The sequence below is a fragment of the Pseudomonas sp. PME37.24/025 genome, from assembly GCF_055556615.1.
Genome location: NZ_JBVHNK010000011.1, coordinates 191,602 through 207,801, shown reverse-complemented (window position 1 = coordinate 207,801; position 16,200 = coordinate 191,602). Strand labels below are relative to the sequence as shown.

The following is a 16,200-nucleotide window of genomic DNA, read 5'->3' as shown; positions in this document are numbered from 1 at the left end:
CGTTTGAATAGGCGGGCAATGCCCGCAACGGTAAATGTCGCCATGTCGATACTGCAGGCCATCAGAACTTTCCTCTTTTACCTGCTGCTGGGCACCAGCTCTTTGCTCTGGTGCACCCTGAGCTTTTTTATCGCGCCGTTTCTGCCGTTCAAGGCGCGTTATCGTTTTATCAACGTGTATTGGTGCCGCTGCGCCTTGTGGCTGAGCAAAGTCTTTCTGGGCATCCGTTACGAAGTGAAGGGTGCCCAGAATGTGCCTGACCAGCCCTGTGTGATTCAGTCGAACCACCAGAGCACTTGGGAGACATTCTTTCTCTCGGCCTATTTCTCGCCTCTGAGCCAGGTGCTCAAGCGCGAACTGCTCTACGTTCCGTTCTTCGGCTGGGCCATGGCGATGCTGCGACCGATCGCCATCGACCGTGGCAATCCCAAAGCTGCGCTCAAGCATGTGGCGAAGAAGGGCGATGAACTGCTCAAGGACAATGTCTGGGTACTGATCTTCCCTGAAGGGACTCGCGTTCCTTACGGCACCATCGGCAAGTTCTCCCGCGGTGGCACCGCGTTGGCCGTCAATGCGTCATTACCGGTACTGCCGATTGCGCACAATGCTGGCAAGTTCTGGCCAAAAACCGGTTGGGCGAAGCAGCAAGGCGTGATCACCGTCATCATTGGCGCGCCGATGTACGCCGAGGGTAGTGGGCCGCGAGCCATCGCCGACCTGAATGACAGAGTGCAGGCCTGGAACGAACAGATGCAGCGCGAGATGGGTTCGCTTCCAGCAGCCCCGACGGCACCCAATGCCACCGATCAAGTGACTGTCTGAGATTCTGTGGATAACCTGTGTACCGTTTTGTTGAAAAACGTCGTTTTTAGTTTTTAAGCTTATGATTTACATACATATTTCTTAAGTAAATAAAACGTCGGAAAAGGTGCATAAGTTTATTTCGGACGTAAAAAACCGGCTGATATAGCCGGTTTTTTTATGCCCGTTGAAAGCGTCTGGCTCACTCGCTCAATAGCGGTAACTGGACACTGAACGTTGTGCCTCGCCCCACCACGCTATGATAGGAAATCCTCCCGCCATGACGGTCTACCACGGCCTTGACCATGGACAAACCCAGCCCCAGGCCATCACTGCCGTGAGCCGAGGTAAAACGCCGATACTGACTGAATAACTCGGGAAGTTCATCGACAGTAATCCCTCGGCCCTGATCCGCGATCTCGCACAGCAACCAGCCCTCGGCACAACTCACCCGCACCGAGATCCGTGAACCCGCCGGACTGTACTTGATGGCGTTTTCCAGCAGGTTGAACAGTGCCCGTGTCAGCAGTGACTGATCGGCCAGCACCAGCGCTTCAGCGTCTTCGTCGAGGTCATGCTGCAATTGAATGTTCTTCAGATGAGCAATACTCGAAGCCTGGTCGAAGGTATCGAGTAACAACATCGCGAATATGCTCGGCTGAAACTGATAGGCCTCGGACTCGGCTTTTGCCAACTGCACAAAAGCCTCGGTCAGCTTCAGCGCCTTGCGCACTTGTAACTCGATCTGGCTGAACACTTGAGTGTCGCCGGACACCTGATGCCGCTGAACATCGAGCAAGGCCAGAATCGCCGAGTGGGGAGCCCTGAGGTCATGAGACAAAAAGCGCAGCAACACGGCTCGCTGTTCTTCGGCGTCCCGCTCGACGCTCAAGTCAGTGAGGCTCAGTAGCCAGCCAATCACTGAGTCACCTTCGGCCGGCAACAGCGGTGCCAGGTCCAGACGCAAGCTGCGTGCCTGGGTGTCACGAAACTCCAGCGGCTCCAGGGTCGACAACGCAGATGGCATTCCGTTGGACGGCACCGGGTAACCCAGGTCGCTCAGTTGCTCAAGCATGTCCTCGCCCACCAGGCCGCGACCAAATACTTCTCGAGCCTTGCGATTGGCCAGCAGAATGCGCCCGTTCGGATCGCTGATCAGCGTCGCCACCGGCAGGTATTCAAGTCCATCAGCAATAAAACGCCGGGTGTCGCGGGTCCGGCTCATGGCCTGCTCCAGCGCGACAATTTGCCCTTGCAGCACATCACCGGCTGGCGCTTGGGTACGACGACGTTCGGGAAAGACTTTTGGCTCGCTGTCCAGACGCGCCAGTTCCCAGCCGAAATAGGCGAGCACCGCATTCAGCCTTCGCCAATTCCAGATCAGATAACCCAGCAAAATACCCATCAGGCTCGCAGCCGGCGACCACCACCAACCTAAGCGCAACAGCACACTCGAAACCAGCAGAGCGACTGTCATTGCACCCAAGGTCAGCCATAAGGCACGACGCGGACGCACCAACAGCAAGCCCAGCAATTCACCGACAATCACTATCGTTAGCAATGCCGCCAAGCGCTTATCGACAACCACAATATTGCGCTTTTGTAGCAGTCCGTTGAGGATATTCGCCTGTATCTCGATGCCCGATGTGGTGCCGATGCTGGCCGATTGCGGTGTCACATAACGGTCGCCCAGGCCTGAAGCGGTTGAGCCTATCAGGATCAAGCGATCGCGCAGCAACTCGGGAGGAACTTCACCGCGTAATACGCTGACGTAGGGCACAGTAGGAAAGCCCGCGTCGGAGTGGATGAAAGGAATCCTTATTTCGTGGGCTCGCTGCCAGCCCTGCTCTGATGGCAGGGCCGGGATACCGGGCATTGGTGCATTTCCCTTATTGGCGAGGGTTTCTTCGTACAGCAGCCAGGCCAGTTGCGGGCGTGTTTTTTGCGCCGGTCCTTCGCTTAAATACACACTGCGCACGATCCCATCGGCGTCCGCTTCGGCATTGATGTGCCCCATGCCTTTGGCACAATGGTTCAGCGGATCCGCCGGTTCAATCTCCCCCAAGGGCTGACCGTAACGCGCTTCATCTTCGCGCAGCAGCGGCACGAAAACATTCCCGGCCCGGCAGGCCGCCTGGGCCAAAAGCTGATCATTCTCGGGTTGGCTATCAGGTTCGCTGAAAATTACGTCGAATAGAACGCCTTTAACGTTCGCGGCGCTGAGCCGATCCAGCAGTTGCGCGTGCGTGGCCCGCGACCACGGCCATTGGCCAAGCTGCTGCAAGCTGTAGTCGTCGATCGTTACGAGCAGTATTCGGGGGTCCACCGACAGCGGGCTTAGCCGGCGAAGATTGTCGTACAACAGCTTGCTGAAGATCAGGCCTTGGCTCATGGACAGCATCGCCGTCAACGGCAACAGGATCAGACAGACCCACAGCCACTCTCGGACCATACGCCGAAACAACCGCTGAGCCTGGGTCGGCTCGCGACCGTCCTTCCTTCGGTTCTTCATCGGTCGTCGACCGGGGAGCTATTGGACATGCGTTGTCTTGCCCTCTAACCCATCAAAGAGACAAACACCGCGTGGAAGCAATAAGGTCATGGGGTTCATGGATTGGCTTTTATGCTCTAATGAAAATCACGCCAGTAACGCACACAAGTATTTAACGCACGATACCTGACTGGCCGCTCTGGCAGATAGCCATCGGAGCAAAAGACATAAAGAGATGACACAACCTTGTGTTAGAACCGAGCAGGCACTCCGTGTACTTCCCCCTGAACTGAAAACCGTCGAAAACCGGCAATCGATGGTCCTGCCAGGTTGACGCTCCCTGCGTCGGGCACATCCCAATGCCCTTGTGCCGCTCAGCGACGACGAATTTACCGGCATAAGTAACCTGCGAGCCGATACACAATATTTGTTCAGAATTGCTCAAAGGCTAAAACATCATCAACGTCACCCCTGCTTGGGAACTTCGATTCAATCAATCGGCCTAAACTCCGCAATTTTCACTTTGCACTTACGAGATAAAGGAATCACTCGGCATGCGTGTCGCAATACTGGATGACGAACCCGCCGAACTCCGCCGGGTGGAACAGACACTGCGACAGATTCCCGCAACGGGAGAGCAGACGTGGACGTTGCACAGTTTCGAGCGGGGAGAGGACTTGCTGCGGCAACTCCGGCGGGAGACCTTCGACCTGCTGATCCTCGATTGGCAACTGCCCGATATCAGTGGCTTGGCGTTGTTACGCTGGACCCGTGAACATATGGACGCTCCACCGGCCGCGATCATACTCACTAGTCGCGATACTGAAAGCGATATCGTCCAGGCATTGAACGCCGGGGCCGACGATTACGTGAGCAAACCATTTCGTCCAAACGAGCTGATGGCCCGAGTCAGCGCGGTACTTCGTCGGCATGGACTGCAACGCGCGGCAGCCCCCGAAATACTGACTTTCAATGACCTTGAATTCGACGACGCCGAACTCACCGTCACCCGCGCGTCCACCCCCATCAGCCTGACCGAACGGGAATACCGTCTCGCCCGTTGCCTGTTCGCTAATCTGGGCCGACCTTTATCCCGTGAATATTTGTATGAGCGCTTTTGGACCCATGAAGAAATAGTCTCCTCCCGCCCGCTGGACACTCATATTTATCGCCTGCGCAACAAGTTGGGCCTGACGGCCGATCGCGGTTGGCAACTGCTGACGATTTACGGGTATGGGTATCGGCTCGAGAGCGTGGCCACCGCTAGCGCATGACGACGTTTCGACGATCAATAAAAAAGGCCAACGCTAAGCGTTGGCCTTTTTCGTTCTAGCGGTTTTGCCGGATGATTCGGCAGCCCTGGCAAATGCTGGCAAAGATGAATAGTTCTGGCACGACCGGTTCAGTCAGGGCGGAACGCGGCTTTGGGGGCTGCATGGATTGTGCCGGCGGACTTGCGATAGAGGCCGACTGCCAATCCCATAATGATGATCGCAATTGAGATCAAGTTCGGTATCGAGATGTGCTCGCCGATAATCAGCATCGAACTGCCGATGCCGAATACCGGAATCAACAACGACAGCGGTGCCACTGTGGATACGGGATAAAGCTTCAACAGCGAATTCCATCCCCAATAGGCAAAGTGGGTGGCCAGGTAAACCTGGAAAGCGATCGATAGCACAGCCGTGAAGTCGAGACTACTTTGCAGGTTCTCAAAGGGCGCGGCGCCCTGCATGAGCCAAGCGATGAAGAAGAGTGGGATGGGTGGAAACAGACTGGCCCAGACCATGAATGAAAAGATCTCTTTGACACCGGATTTCTTGATAATCACGTTGCCGACGCTCCAGGCGACCGCACTCAGCACAATCAGCAGTACTCCAAGTATTGCGTGCTCCCCTTGTTGGGTGGAAATGATGCCCCCTAGCCCGACCAATGCCAGCAGTGCTCCGATAAGCTGAGCACCGCGTAGCTTTTCTTTAAACAGTAACGCCCCCCAACCCATGGTGAAGAACACGCTGAGCTGAATGATCAGCGAAGCAATACCGGGGCTGACACCAACCTGAATGCCATAGTTGATCACACCCCACATCCCCAACCCGAAAATGAAGCCGTAAGTGGCAACATAGCTGAACTTGATGGCGGGGCGCTTGATGAAGAACACCAAAGGTATGGCGGCGAGAGCAAAGCGTATTCCGGTTAACACAAAGGGATCGATCGAGCGCAAACCCAGCTTGGTGATTGGAAAGTTCACTCCCCACACTAAGGTGACGAGTATCGCCAGAACCAAATGTTTTTTCTGCATGTCCCTAGCCTCACATTAAGCGGCGCACCGCGTAGGCGGTGTGTCGCATTCCAATCAGTTCAATGCGAACCGTTTCCGCATCAGGTAGTTTTGGAGATGCGATTCTATGGTCCAAAATTTTGGCCTGCTTGCTATAGCAGGTCTATTTTTGTCAAAATCGGGCCATGTCGATCAATCAAACACTGGATCCCTACGAGCATGGAAGCCCCGATGCGGTGGTGAGTCTGCGCAAGTATTCTTCGGGTACTGTTTTTGCGCGGCACACGCACAGTCGTGGTCAGTTTGCGTACGCCTCAACGGGCGCGTTGAAGATGTTCACCGATCAGGGGAATTGGGTCGTCCCGCCTCAAAGAGCGCTTTGGGTTCCCGCGTGCGTGTCGCATGAAATGCATATGCGCGGCGACGTGACCATGATCAATACTTACCTCAATGAAGCTGCCTCCTTCCGCGCCGGTTTGCCGGAGCATTGCCAGGTCTACAATGTTTCGCCGCTACTCAGGCACCTGTTGGAAGCGGCGTTGGCCATTGATCCAGAGCAACCGCCCAATATCCGAAGCCAATCCGTGCAGACGCTACTGGTGGATGAAATCGGCGCCATGTCGGAGCTTCCACTGAGCGCACCTTTACCTTCAGAGCCTCGACTGGCTCTTGCGTGCCATCGATTCCTTGATGCACCCACGCAGAATATTTCCATCAGTGAAATGGCCAGTTGGTCGAGCATGAGCCGTCGAACGTTCACGCGAAGTTTTCGGGAAGCGACCGGCATGAGTTTTGTGTTCTGGCGGCAACAAGTCTGTTTGCTGGAAGCAACATCCAGATTGAGCAATGGTTCATCTATCACCGACGTGGCGATTGATCTGGGTTACAGCAGCCCAAGCGCATTTACCTCGGTATTTCGGCGTAATCTGGGGGATTCACCGGGGCGTTATCTGGCCAAGTCCAAAGGCGCATCGATGTTCTGAGCAATTGATCGAGAAGGGAAATAATCGACGTATTAATAAATTGATATGCCGTCTCAATGGAGTGAGAGTCATGAGCGATACAATCAAAGCGCTGGAGCACGGCAATGTCAGTGCGCTTGAGCTGGTCCAAGCGGCGCTAGATAAGAACGAGGCGGCAGAAAGAACAGTCTCGGATGCTTTGCCCACAGCGTGCAGGACTGCGTGATCCCGGATCGGCTTATGCGAGGCGTATCCAGACCGAGCCACCCCTTGGTTGACCTAAGCCATAACACGCAATAAAAAAGGCCAACGCTAAGCGTTGGCCTTTTTCGTTTAGCGGTCCTGCCGGATCAGAAGTCCAGGTTGGACACCGCCAAGGCGTTGCTTTCGATGAAATCACGACGAGGTTCGACCGCATCACCCATCAGGGTGTTGAAGATCTGGTCTGCGCCAATGGCATCTTCGATGGTCACTTTGAGCATCCGGCGCTGGCTTGGGTCCATGGTGGTTTCCCACAGCTGATCCGGGTTCATTTCGCCCAGACCTTTGTAGCGCTGGATCGTGTGACGCTTGGTGCTTTCAGCCATCAGCCATTCAAGTGCTTCCTTGAATTCGGTGACCGGCTTCTTGCGCTCGCCGCGCTGGATGTACGCGCCGTCGTCCAGCAAGGTGCTCAATTGAGCGCCCAACGACACGACAGTCTTGTAATCGTTACTGCCGAAGAAATCGCGGTTGAAGGTGATGTAGTTCGACAGGCCGTGGGAGATCAGCTCGACCTCTGGCAGCCAGACGTTACGTTCACGGTCTTCACGCAGGCTGGCTTTGTAAACCAGGCCGGATTTTTCGACGGTGCGCAGGCGAACTTCGAACTGAGCCATCCAATCCTGCATCGCTGCGTGATCCGACAGTTGCTCCATGCTCACCGCTGGCAGGTAAATGAAGTGCTCGGTCAGTTCCTGCGGGTACAGGCGCGACAGACGCTTGAGGGTCTTCATCACCAGGCGGAAGTCATTCACCAGACGCTCGAGGGCTTCGCCGGAGATACCCGGGGCTTCCTCGTTCAGGTGCAGGCTCGCGTCTTCCAGGGCCGACTGCGTCATGTACTCTTCCATGGCGTCGTCGTCTTTGATGTATTGCTCTTGCTTGCCTTTCTTGACCTTGTACAGCGGCGGCTGAGCGATGTAGATGTAACCGCGCTCAATCAACTCCGGCAACTGACGGAAGAAGAAGGTCAGCAACAGGGTACGGATGTGCGAACCGTCGACGTCAGCATCGGTCATGATGATGATGTTGTGATAACGCAGCTTGTCGATGTTGTACTCGTCGCGGCCAATACCGCAGCCCAGCGCGGTGATCAAGGTGCCCACTTCTTGCGAAGAGATCATCTTATCGAAGCGAGCCTTCTCGACGTTCAGGATCTTGCCCTTGAGCGGCAGGATGGCCTGGGTGCGACGGTTGCGTCCCTGCTTGGCGGAGCCGCCAGCAGAGTCACCTTCCACAAGGTACAGTTCGGAGAGGGCAGGGTCTTTTTCCTGGCAGTCGGCCAGTTTGCCCGGCAGGCCGGCGATGTCCAGCGCGCCTTTACGACGGGTCATCTCACGGGCTTTACGCGCCGCTTCACGAGCACGCGCCGCGTCGATCATCTTGCCGACGACCAACTTGGCTTCGTTCGGGTTTTCCAGCAGGAAGTCGGAGAAGTACTTGCCCATTTCCTGTTCGACCGCGGTCTTCACTTCGGAAGACACCAGCTTGTCTTTGGTCTGGGAGCTGAACTTAGGATCCGGCACTTTTACCGAAATGATCGCCGTCAGGCCTTCGCGGGCATCGTCACCAGTGGTGGCAACTTTGTGCTTCTTCGCCAGACCTTCAGCTTCGATGTAGGTGTTCAGGTTACGCGTCAGCGCGGAACGGAAACCCACCAGGTGAGTACCGCCATCGCGCTGAGGAATGTTGTTGGTGAAGCACAACAGGTTCTCGTTGAAGCTGTCGTTCCACTGCAGGGCGATTTCAACGCCGATGCCGTCTTCACGCTGGATGTTGAAGTGAAACACCTGGTTGACCGCAGTCTTGTTAGTGTTCAGGTATTCAACGAACGCACGCAGACCACCTTCGTACTTGAACAGCTCTTCCTTACCGCTGCGCTCATCCTTGAGGACGATGCCGACACCGGAGTTGAGGAAGGACAGCTCGCGAATCCGCTTGGCCAGGATGTCCCAGCTGAAGTGGATGTTCTTGAAGGTCTCAGCCGATGGCTTGAAATGAATCTGGGTGCCAGTGGTTTCGCTCTCGCCAACGATTTTCATCGGCTCTTGCGGAACACCGTGAACATAAGTCTGTTCCCATATTTTTCCGCTGCGGCGAACGGTCAGGATCAGTTCTTTGGACAGCGCGTTCACAACCGAAACGCCTACACCGTGCAAACCGCCGGATACTTTGTAGGAGTTGTCGTCGAACTTACCGCCGGCGTGCAGCACGGTCATGATGACCTCGGCCGCCGAGACGCCTTCTTCTTTGTGCACGTCTACCGGGATACCACGACCGTTGTCGCGAACGGTGATGGATTCGTCCGGGTGGATGATAATGCTGATGTCGTCGCAATGGCCGGCCAAAGCTTCGTCGATCGAGTTATCGACCACCTCGAACACCATGTGGTGCAGACCACTGCCATCGTCAGTGTCACCAATGTACATACCGGGACGTTTGCGTACGGCATCCAGGCCTTTCAGCACTTTAATGCTCGTTGAGTCGTACGTATTTTCTTCGCTCAATGCCTTCACTCCCGATGGTCGTGGGTCTGGGTGATACGGCCCTGTTCCACGTGGAACAGAGCGACTGGCGTTTCCGTCTGCCAGCCTTCCCTCAATAATTCGTGATCTACACAGGTGATAAAGACCTGGCAGCGTAAGTCTTCCAGCAAGCGGCAAAGCGCGCGACGGTGGTGCTCGTCCAGTTCGGACGGCAGGTCATCCACCAGATAAATACACTGGCCGCGACGGGCCTGGCTAACCAAGTGCCCTTGGGCGATCCGCAATGCACAGACCACCAACTTCTGCTGGCCACGAGACAAGATGTCCGCGGCGTTATGTGCGCCCAATCTAAGACGCAAATCAGCGCGTTGTGGTCCGGCTTGGGTATGACCCATTTGCTGATCCCGCTGAAGGGACCCGGCGAGCACTGCACTCAACTCACGGTCTTTGTCCCAACCTCGGTAATAGCTGAGCGTTAAGCCCTCAAGCTCAACCAGTTCGCTCAAGGTCTGTTCAAAGACTGGTTTCAAGGCTTTGATGTAAGCGCGGCGGTATTCATCTATTTCAGCGCTGGCCTGGCACAGTTCCCTGTCCCAAACCGCTTGCGAAACGGCGTCAAGTGTACCATGTCGCAGCCAAGAGTTTCTCTGGCGCAAGGCCTTCTGCAAGCGCTGCCACGTGGACATGAATCGCGGTTCCACGTGGAACACACCCCAGTCGAGAAACTGTCGGCGAATCTTCGGCGCGCCTTCGAGCAGGCGAAAGCTGTCCGGGTTGATCAGCTGCAACGGCAGAATCTCTGCAAGTTGCGCAGCACTTCGGGCATTCTGCCCGTCGATGCGGATCTGGAACTCACCCTGCCGGTCGCGAGATATCCCCAGCGCGCTGTGTCCACCCTCGGCCAGTTCGACCTGGCCAAACACCGTACACGCCAATTGCTCGTATTGAATGACGGGTAACAGACGGCTGCTACGAAACGAACGGGCAAGCCCCAGCAGATGAATGGCTTCCAGAACACTGGTTTTGCCGCTGCCGTTGGCGCCGTAAAGAATGTTTATTCGGGGGGAGGGGGAGAAGGTCACCGGGTGCAAATTGCGCACCGCGGTGACCGAGACACGACTTAAGGACATCTAGGTTCTGCTGAACATGATTACAGACGCATCGGCATGACAACATAGGCCGAGTCGTCGTTGTCGGACTCTTGCACCAGCGCGCTGCTGTTGGAGTCGGACAGGATCAAGCGAACCTGCTCGGTGGTCATCACGCCCAGTACGTCGAGCAGGTAGCTCACGTTGAAGCCGATTTCCAGAGAGCCGCCGTTGTATTCAACGCCCACTTCTTCTTCCGCTTCTTCCTGCTCCGGGTTGTTCGCCTGAATCTTCAGCTGACCATTGGCCAGTTGCAGACGGATGCCACGGTACTTCTCGTTGGACAGAATCGCGGTACGGCTGAACGCTTCACGCAATGCCTGGCGATCGCCGAGTACCAGCTTGTCGCCGCCTTTAGGCAGAACACGCTCGTAGTCAGGGAATTTACCGTCGACCAGTTTCGAGGTGAAGGTGAACTCGCCGGTGGTGGCACGAATGTGGTGCTGCCCCAGCACGATGCTGACGTTGCCATCCGGTTCGGTCAGCAGACGCGCCAGTTCCAGAATACCTTTGCGTGGCACGATCACCTGATGACGATCCGGCTGACCGATATCGGCCTGCATCGAACACATGGCCAGACGGTGACCGTCGGTCGCCACGGCGCGAATGATCCCGGCCGAGACTTCCAGCAGCATGCCGTTGAGGTAGTAACGTACGTCCTGCTGCGCCATCGCGAAGCTGGTGCGTTCAATCAGACGACGCAGTTTGCTTTGCTCAAGGCTGCAGGTCAGCGAGCCAGGGCCTTCTTCCACCGTCGGGAAGTCATTGGCCGGCAGGGTCGACAGGGTGAAGCGGCTACGGCCGGCCTTCACCACGAGCTTCTGCTCGTCGACCTTGATGTCGATCAGCGCATCGTTCGGCAGGCTCTTGCAGATGTCCATCAGCTTGCGCGCAGGCACAGTGATGGAGCCCGGGTCCGCAGGCTCTTCGAGTTGCACACGACCGACCAGCTCGACTTCCAGGTCGGTACCGGTCAGCGACAATTGCTGGCCTTCGACAACCAGCAGCACGTTGGAGAGCACCGGCAAGGTCTGTCGGCGCTCGACGACGCCTGCGACCAGTTGCAGGGGTTTCAACAGGGCTTCGCGTTGAATGGTGAAATGCATGGTCTAGTCCCTTGCCTTAATAAGCTGCGCTGGTGTTCATCAAGTAGTCAGTGTACGCAGCAGGTTCTTATAGTCCTCGCGGATGTCCGCGTCGGATTCCTTAAGCTCGTTGATCTTGCGGCAGGCGTGCAAAACAGTCGTGTGGTCGCGGCCGCCAAACACATCGCCGATTTCCGGCAGGCTGTGGTTGGTCAGTTCCTTGGACAACGCCATGGCGACCTGACGCGGACGTGCTACCGAGCGTGAACGACGCTTGGACAGCAAGTCGGAGATCTTGATCTTGTAATACTCGGCGACGGTGCGCTGAATGTTATCCACAGACACCAGTTTGTCTTGCAGCGCCAACAAGTCTTTCAGGGATTCGCGAATCAGCTCGATGGTGATATCGCGGCCCATGAAGTGCGAGTGGGCGATCACGCGTTTGAGCGCGCCTTCCAGCTCACGGACGTTGGAGCGAATACGCTGGGCAATGAAGAACGCTGCGTCGTGTGGCAGATCGACTTTGGCCTGGTCGGCCTTTTTCATCAGGATCGCCACGCGGGTTTCCAGCTCCGGCGGCTCGACGGCAACCGTCAGGCCCCAGCCGAAACGTGACTTCAGGCGTTCTTCAAGGCCTTCGATTTCTTTCGGATAGCGGTCACTGGTAAGAATGACCTGCTGGCCACCTTCAAGCAGGGCGTTGAAGGTGTGGAAAAACTCTTCCTGGGAGCGTTCCTTGCGGGCGAAGAACTGAATGTCATCGATCAGCAACGCATCCACCGAGCGGTAGAAGCGCTTGAACTCGTTGATCGCATTCAGCTGCAAGGCCTTGACCATGTCCGCGACGAAACGCTCGGAATGCAGGTACACAACCTTGGCATTCGGATTCTTCTTTAATAGGTGGTTACCCACAGCGTGCATCAAGTGGGTTTTACCCAAGCCGACACCGCCATAAAGGAAGAGCGGGTTGTAGCCGTGCTTGGGGTTGTCCGCCACCTGCCAGGCCGCAGCCCGGGCCAGTTGGTTGGACTTGCCCTCGACGAAGTTCTCGAAGGTAAAGGTTCGGTTCAGGTAGCTGGTGTGCTTGAGCGCGCCTTCGACCTGCACCGTGCGCTGTTCGGCGCGAACCGGAGCCTGTTGCGAACTGGCGCCGGCCATTGGATCGAAGCTGTCGCGGGACGGCTCTTCACTGACCTCAGCTACTTTTTGGGTCGCACGCTTGGTCGAGGCAGCTACCGGGGCTGGCGCCGGAGCGCTGACAGGCGCTTGAGCGGCCTGAGCCTGGGAGGCCGCAGCGGCCAACGGGGCATTGGGTGCCGCACGTGGTGCCGAACTGCGTTTGCTGCCTATTAATAAGGACAGCGCCGGCGCCAGGCCATTGCCATGCTCATCCAGCAGTTCAAGGACGCGGCCCAGGTATTTTTCATTGACCCAGTCGAGAACAAAACGATTCGGCGCGTAGACACGCAGCTCGTCGCCTTCGGCTTCGACCTGTAGTGGACGGATCCAAGTGTTGAATTGTTGGGCAGGCAGCTCATCGCGCAAAAGCTCTACGCACTGCTGCCAAAGTTCCACTGACACGGATATCCCCTAAGTTGAAAGCCGGTGAGGCAAAAACAAGCGGTCATTGTAGCGACCAGACGTCCACTTATCCACATGCAGGTTGCGCACAGGGCATGATTTATCAATGCGTTAACCCTTGAAAAGAAGACCAACGGTATGTGCATAAGCTCTGTGGATAACCGCCCATGAGGGCACTGGACAAGTGGGGGCGAAACTCGGTGGATAAGCTGCCTGTGGATAACTAGCCTTTCCACACACAGCTTATCCGACAGCGCAGCACAGGCTGAACACCGTTTTCCACCGTAGTTGTCATTCTCTGTACATCACGGTTTAGAAGGGCTAAAGGCAGTTATCCACAGATGAACGTGGCCCTAGCTTTTATAAGCTTTACAGAAAAGCTTTAAATAATTCCCTTCTTTATTTCTATATCTAGAGAACGACCTTCGGCGAGCAAATCGTCTGGAGATCTATTTATAAGGAAACGCTGGTTGGAAATTGACCTAGAGGCTTGCTTTCTCTAGAATCCCCGGTCTCTTAAAACGGGGGCCATTCCGGCCCGTTGTGGACGAACCAGGTAACACGACAATGAAACGTACTTTCCAACCAAGCACTATCAAACGCGCTCGTACCCACGGTTTCCGTGCTCGCATGGCTACCAAGAACGGTCGTGCCGTTCTGTCGCGTCGTCGCGCCAAAGGTCGTGCGCGTCTGGCAGTTTGATAAGCCGGCACTGGAGGTGAGTCAGGACTTCAGTCGGGAAAAGCGTCTGCTTACTCCCCGGCATTTCAAGGCAGTCTTTGACTCCCCTACCGGCAAGGTTCCGGGGAAAAATCTCCTGCTCCTTGCGCGCAACAACGATCTTGATCACCCCCGTCTCGGGCTGGTTATCGGGAAAAAGAGCGTAAAGCTCTCCGTCGAGCGCAATCGCCTCAAACGTCTGATGCGCGAATCGTTTCGCCTGAACCAGGATTTACTGGTCGGTTGGGACATTGTTATCGTCGCGCGCAAAGGTTTGGGTGACGTAGAAAGCCCCGAATTGATTCAGCATTTCGACAAACTCTGGAAACGTCTGGCACGCAGCAAGCCGGTACCAGCAGTCAAAACCGAAACTGTAGGGGTAGACAGTCCCGATGCGTAAACTGGCACTCGTTCCGATCCAGTTTTATCGCTATGCCATCAGTCCCCTGATGGCCAGTCACTGTCGTTTCTACCCCAGTTGTTCCTGCTACGCGTATGAAGCCATAGAAAATCATGGCCTTCTGCGCGGTGGCTGGCTGACCTTTCGTCGTTTAGGTCGCTGTCATCCGTGGAATCCCGGTGGTTATGACCCGGTTCCATCTATCCCTACCTCCCGTTCTTCTTCGATGGCCGAGTAATCATGGATATCAAACGCACGATCCTGATCGTCGCCCTGGCAATCGTGTCCTACGTTATGGTCCTTAAATGGAACCAGGACTATGGCCAGGCTGCCCTGCCGACTCAGAATGTTGCTTCCAGTACTACCGCACCGGGCCTACCGGATACGGCGACTGGCAATAATGCTTCTGTCAGTGACGACATTCCACGCGCCGCAAGCGATACCAGTGCAACTGCACCTGCTGAAACACCAGTAGCTGCAAGCAAAGACCTCATCCAGATCAAAACGGATGTGCTCAACCTGGCCATCGATCCACAAGGTGGCGATGTTGCCCAGTTGACGTTGCCGCTGTATCCACGTCGCCAGGACCATCCGGAAATTCCATTCCAGCTGTTTGATAACGGCAACGAGCGGACTTATCTGGCTCAGAGTGGCCTGATCGGCACCAACGGTCCGGACGCAAGTCCTGCCGGTCGTCCGGTTTACTCCTCCGAGAAGAAGATTTATCAACTGGCTGACGGTCAAGACCAATTGGTCGCGGACCTGAAGTTCAGCAAGGACGGCGTCAACTACATCAAGCGTTTCACACTGAAACGTGGCCTGTATGACGTAACCGTTTCCTACCTGATCGACAACCAGAGCGCTCAGCCTTGGTCCGGTGCAATGTTCGCGCAATTGAAGCGTGATGCCAGCTCCGATCCTTCTTCCAGCACCGCCACCGGCACCGCGACTTACCTGGGCGCCGCCCTGTGGACAAGTAACGAGCCGTACAAGAAAGTGTCGATGAAGGACATGGACAAGGCTCAGCTGAAAGAAACCGTCACCGGTGGCTGGGTTGCCTGGTTGCAACACTACTTCGTGACCGCATGGATTCCGGCCAAGGGCGAAAACAACGTCGTCCAGACCCGTAAAGACAGCAAAGGCAACTACATCATCGGCTACACCGCCCCGGCAATGACTGTTGCGCCAGGTGCGAAAGCTGAAACGAGCGCTGTTCTGTACGCGGGTCCGAAAAGCCAGGCCGTGCTGAAAGAGTTGTCCCCAGGTCTGGAACTGACCGTCGACTACGGCATTCTGTGGTTCATTGCCCAGCCAATCTTCTGGCTGCTGCAACATATCCACGCGCTGGTCGGTAACTGGGGCTGGTCGATCATCTTCCTGACCATGCTGATCAAGGGGATTTTCTTCCCGCTGTCGGCTGCCAGCTACAAATCCATGGCGCGCATGCGTGCAGTGGCACCGAAACTGGCCGCGCTGAAAGAGCAACATGGCGACGACCGGCAGAAAATGTCGCAGTCCATGATGGAGCTGTACAAGAAAGAGAAAATCAATCCGCTGGGTGGCTGCTTGCCAATCCTCGTGCAGATGCCGGTTTTCCTTTCGCTGTACTGGGTTCTGCTGGAAAGCGTGGAAATGCGCCAGGCGCCATTCATGCTGTGGATTACTGACCTGTCGATCAAGGATCCGTTCTTCATTCTGCCGATCATCATGGGCGCAACCATGTTCATCCAGCAGCAGTTGAACCCGACTCCTCCGGATCCGATGCAGGCCAAGGTAATGAAGCTGATGCCAATCATCTTCACCTTCTTCTTCCTGTGGTTCCCGGCGGGTCTGGTGCTGTACTGGGTAGTGAACAACTGCCTGTCCATCGCCCAACAGTGGTACATCACACGTAAGATCGAAGCGGCTACCAAAGCAGCTGCCTGATTTACACTGTGGATAACCACTCAAAACGCCCCCTAGTGGGGCGTTTTGCTATCTGTCA

General features: G+C 55.9%; 14 protein-coding genes. 8 read left to right on the top strand and 6 right to left on the bottom strand.

Going from position 1 to position 16,200, the window contains the following annotated elements; genetic code table 11:
• The first annotated feature begins 42 nt into the window (after nt 1–42).
• Entirely contained in the window at nt 43–822 is a 780-nt protein-coding gene (locus ACZ3HH_RS20860) for a lysophospholipid acyltransferase family protein (RefSeq protein WP_465807268.1), read from the top strand.
• Nucleotides 823–1,003: 181 nt separating this feature from the next.
• On the opposite strand, the gene ACZ3HH_RS20855 is transcribed toward ACZ3HH_RS20860, so the two are convergent.
• Nucleotides 1,004–3,313 (bottom strand): CHASE2 domain-containing protein, encoded by a 2,310-nt coding sequence (locus ACZ3HH_RS20855; RefSeq protein WP_465807266.1) that lies wholly within the window; start codon nt 3,311–3,313, stop codon nt 1,004–1,006.
• A 533-nt stretch (nt 3,314–3,846) separates the two neighbouring features.
• On the opposite strand from ACZ3HH_RS20855, the gene ACZ3HH_RS20850 reads away from it, so the two are divergent.
• Nucleotides 3,847–4,566 carry a response regulator transcription factor gene (locus ACZ3HH_RS20850; RefSeq protein ID WP_465807264.1) on the top strand — a complete coding sequence of 240 codons (720 nt, stop codon included), beginning with the start codon at nt 3,847–3,849 and terminating at the stop codon, nt 4,564–4,566.
• Nucleotides 4,567–4,694: 128 nt separating this feature from the next.
• Here ACZ3HH_RS20850 and ACZ3HH_RS20845 read toward each other — a convergent pair whose 3' ends face one another.
• On the bottom strand, nt 4,695–5,594 hold the full coding sequence (locus tag ACZ3HH_RS20845) for an EamA family transporter (protein WP_465807262.1): 900 nt from the start codon (nt 5,592–5,594) through the stop codon (nt 4,695–4,697).
• A 164-nt stretch (nt 5,595–5,758) separates the two neighbouring features.
• Between ACZ3HH_RS20845 and ACZ3HH_RS20840 the strand changes: the two genes are divergently transcribed.
• Nucleotides 5,759–6,556 carry an AraC family transcriptional regulator gene (locus ACZ3HH_RS20840; protein ID WP_465807260.1) on the top strand — a complete coding sequence of 266 codons (798 nt, stop codon included), beginning with the start codon at nt 5,759–5,761 and terminating at the stop codon, nt 6,554–6,556.
• Nucleotides 6,557–6,626: 70 nt separating this feature from the next.
• Nucleotides 6,627–6,761: a hypothetical protein gene (locus tag ACZ3HH_RS20835; protein ID WP_465807258.1), complete on the top strand. Its 135-nt coding sequence runs from the start codon at nt 6,627–6,629 to the stop codon at nt 6,759–6,761.
• Between the two features lie 124 nt (nt 6,762–6,885).
• Here ACZ3HH_RS20835 and gyrB read toward each other — a convergent pair whose 3' ends face one another.
• Genes gyrB through dnaA form a run of 4 tightly spaced genes read right to left on the bottom strand, consistent with a single transcriptional unit; the run spans nt 6,886 to nt 13,096 of the window.
• Nucleotides 6,886–9,303, bottom strand: coding sequence for a DNA topoisomerase (ATP-hydrolyzing) subunit B (gyrB, locus tag ACZ3HH_RS20830; protein ID WP_007902994.1), 2,418 nt, complete (start codon nt 9,301–9,303; stop codon nt 6,886–6,888).
• Nucleotides 9,304–9,308: 5 nt separating this feature from the next.
• Nucleotides 9,309–10,412: a DNA replication/repair protein RecF gene (gene recF / locus ACZ3HH_RS20825; protein ID WP_008007898.1), complete on the bottom strand. Its 1,104-nt coding sequence runs from the start codon at nt 10,410–10,412 to the stop codon at nt 9,309–9,311.
• A 20-nt stretch (nt 10,413–10,432) separates the two neighbouring features.
• Nucleotides 10,433–11,536, bottom strand: coding sequence for a DNA polymerase III subunit beta (gene dnaN, locus ACZ3HH_RS20820; RefSeq protein ID WP_007903001.1), 1,104 nt, complete (start codon nt 11,534–11,536; stop codon nt 10,433–10,435).
• Nucleotides 11,537–11,575: 39 nt separating this feature from the next.
• Nucleotides 11,576–13,096 carry a chromosomal replication initiator protein DnaA gene (gene dnaA, locus ACZ3HH_RS20815; protein ID WP_052966010.1) on the bottom strand — a complete coding sequence of 507 codons (1,521 nt, stop codon included), beginning with the start codon at nt 13,094–13,096 and terminating at the stop codon, nt 11,576–11,578.
• Between the two features lie 567 nt (nt 13,097–13,663).
• On the opposite strand from dnaA, the gene rpmH reads away from it, so the two are divergent.
• The 4 genes from rpmH to yidC are packed head-to-tail and all read left to right on the top strand — an operon-like array spanning nt 13,664 to nt 16,142.
• On the top strand, nt 13,664–13,798 hold the full coding sequence (gene rpmH / locus ACZ3HH_RS20810; RefSeq protein ID WP_003213577.1) for a 50S ribosomal protein L34: 135 nt from the start codon (nt 13,664–13,666) through the stop codon (nt 13,796–13,798).
• Nucleotides 13,799–13,814: 16 nt separating this feature from the next.
• Nucleotides 13,815–14,216 (top strand): ribonuclease P protein component, encoded by a 402-nt coding sequence (gene rnpA / locus ACZ3HH_RS20805; protein ID WP_038983561.1) that lies wholly within the window; start codon nt 13,815–13,817, stop codon nt 14,214–14,216.
• Nucleotides 14,209–14,454, top strand: coding sequence for a membrane protein insertion efficiency factor YidD (yidD, locus tag ACZ3HH_RS20800; RefSeq protein WP_052966011.1), 246 nt, complete (start codon nt 14,209–14,211; stop codon nt 14,452–14,454). The genes rnpA and yidD overlap by 8 nt, the downstream gene beginning before the upstream one ends.
• Before the next feature lie 2 nt (nt 14,455–14,456).
• Entirely contained in the window at nt 14,457–16,142 is a 1,686-nt protein-coding gene (yidC, locus tag ACZ3HH_RS20795; protein WP_465807252.1) for a membrane protein insertase YidC, read from the top strand.
• The last annotated feature ends 58 nt before the right edge of the window (nt 16,143–16,200 follow it).

Coding starts and splice junctions, on each gene's coding strand:
- dnaN (WP_007903001.1), bottom strand. CDS start 11,536: ATGCATTTCACCATTCAACGCGAAGCCCTGTTGAAACCCCTGCAACTG.
- ACZ3HH_RS20850 (WP_465807264.1), top strand. CDS start 3,847: ATGCGTGTCGCAATACTGGATGACGAACCCGCCGAACTCCGCCGGGTG.
- ACZ3HH_RS20845 (WP_465807262.1), bottom strand. CDS start 5,594: ATGCAGAAAAAACATTTGGTTCTGGCGATACTCGTCACCTTAGTGTGG.
- ACZ3HH_RS20840 (WP_465807260.1), top strand. CDS start 5,759: ATGTCGATCAATCAAACACTGGATCCCTACGAGCATGGAAGCCCCGAT.
- rpmH (WP_003213577.1), top strand. CDS start 13,664: ATGAAACGTACTTTCCAACCAAGCACTATCAAACGCGCTCGTACCCAC.
- yidC (WP_465807252.1), top strand. CDS start 14,457: ATGGATATCAAACGCACGATCCTGATCGTCGCCCTGGCAATCGTGTCC.
- ACZ3HH_RS20855 (WP_465807266.1), bottom strand. CDS start 3,313: ATGAAGAACCGAAGGAAGGACGGTCGCGAGCCGACCCAGGCTCAGCGG.
- ACZ3HH_RS20835 (WP_465807258.1), top strand. CDS start 6,627: ATGAGCGATACAATCAAAGCGCTGGAGCACGGCAATGTCAGTGCGCTT.
- ACZ3HH_RS20860 (WP_465807268.1), top strand. CDS start 43: ATGTCGATACTGCAGGCCATCAGAACTTTCCTCTTTTACCTGCTGCTG.
- yidD (WP_052966011.1), top strand. CDS start 14,209: ATGCGTAAACTGGCACTCGTTCCGATCCAGTTTTATCGCTATGCCATC.
- recF (WP_008007898.1), bottom strand. CDS start 10,412: ATGTCCTTAAGTCGTGTCTCGGTCACCGCGGTGCGCAATTTGCACCCG.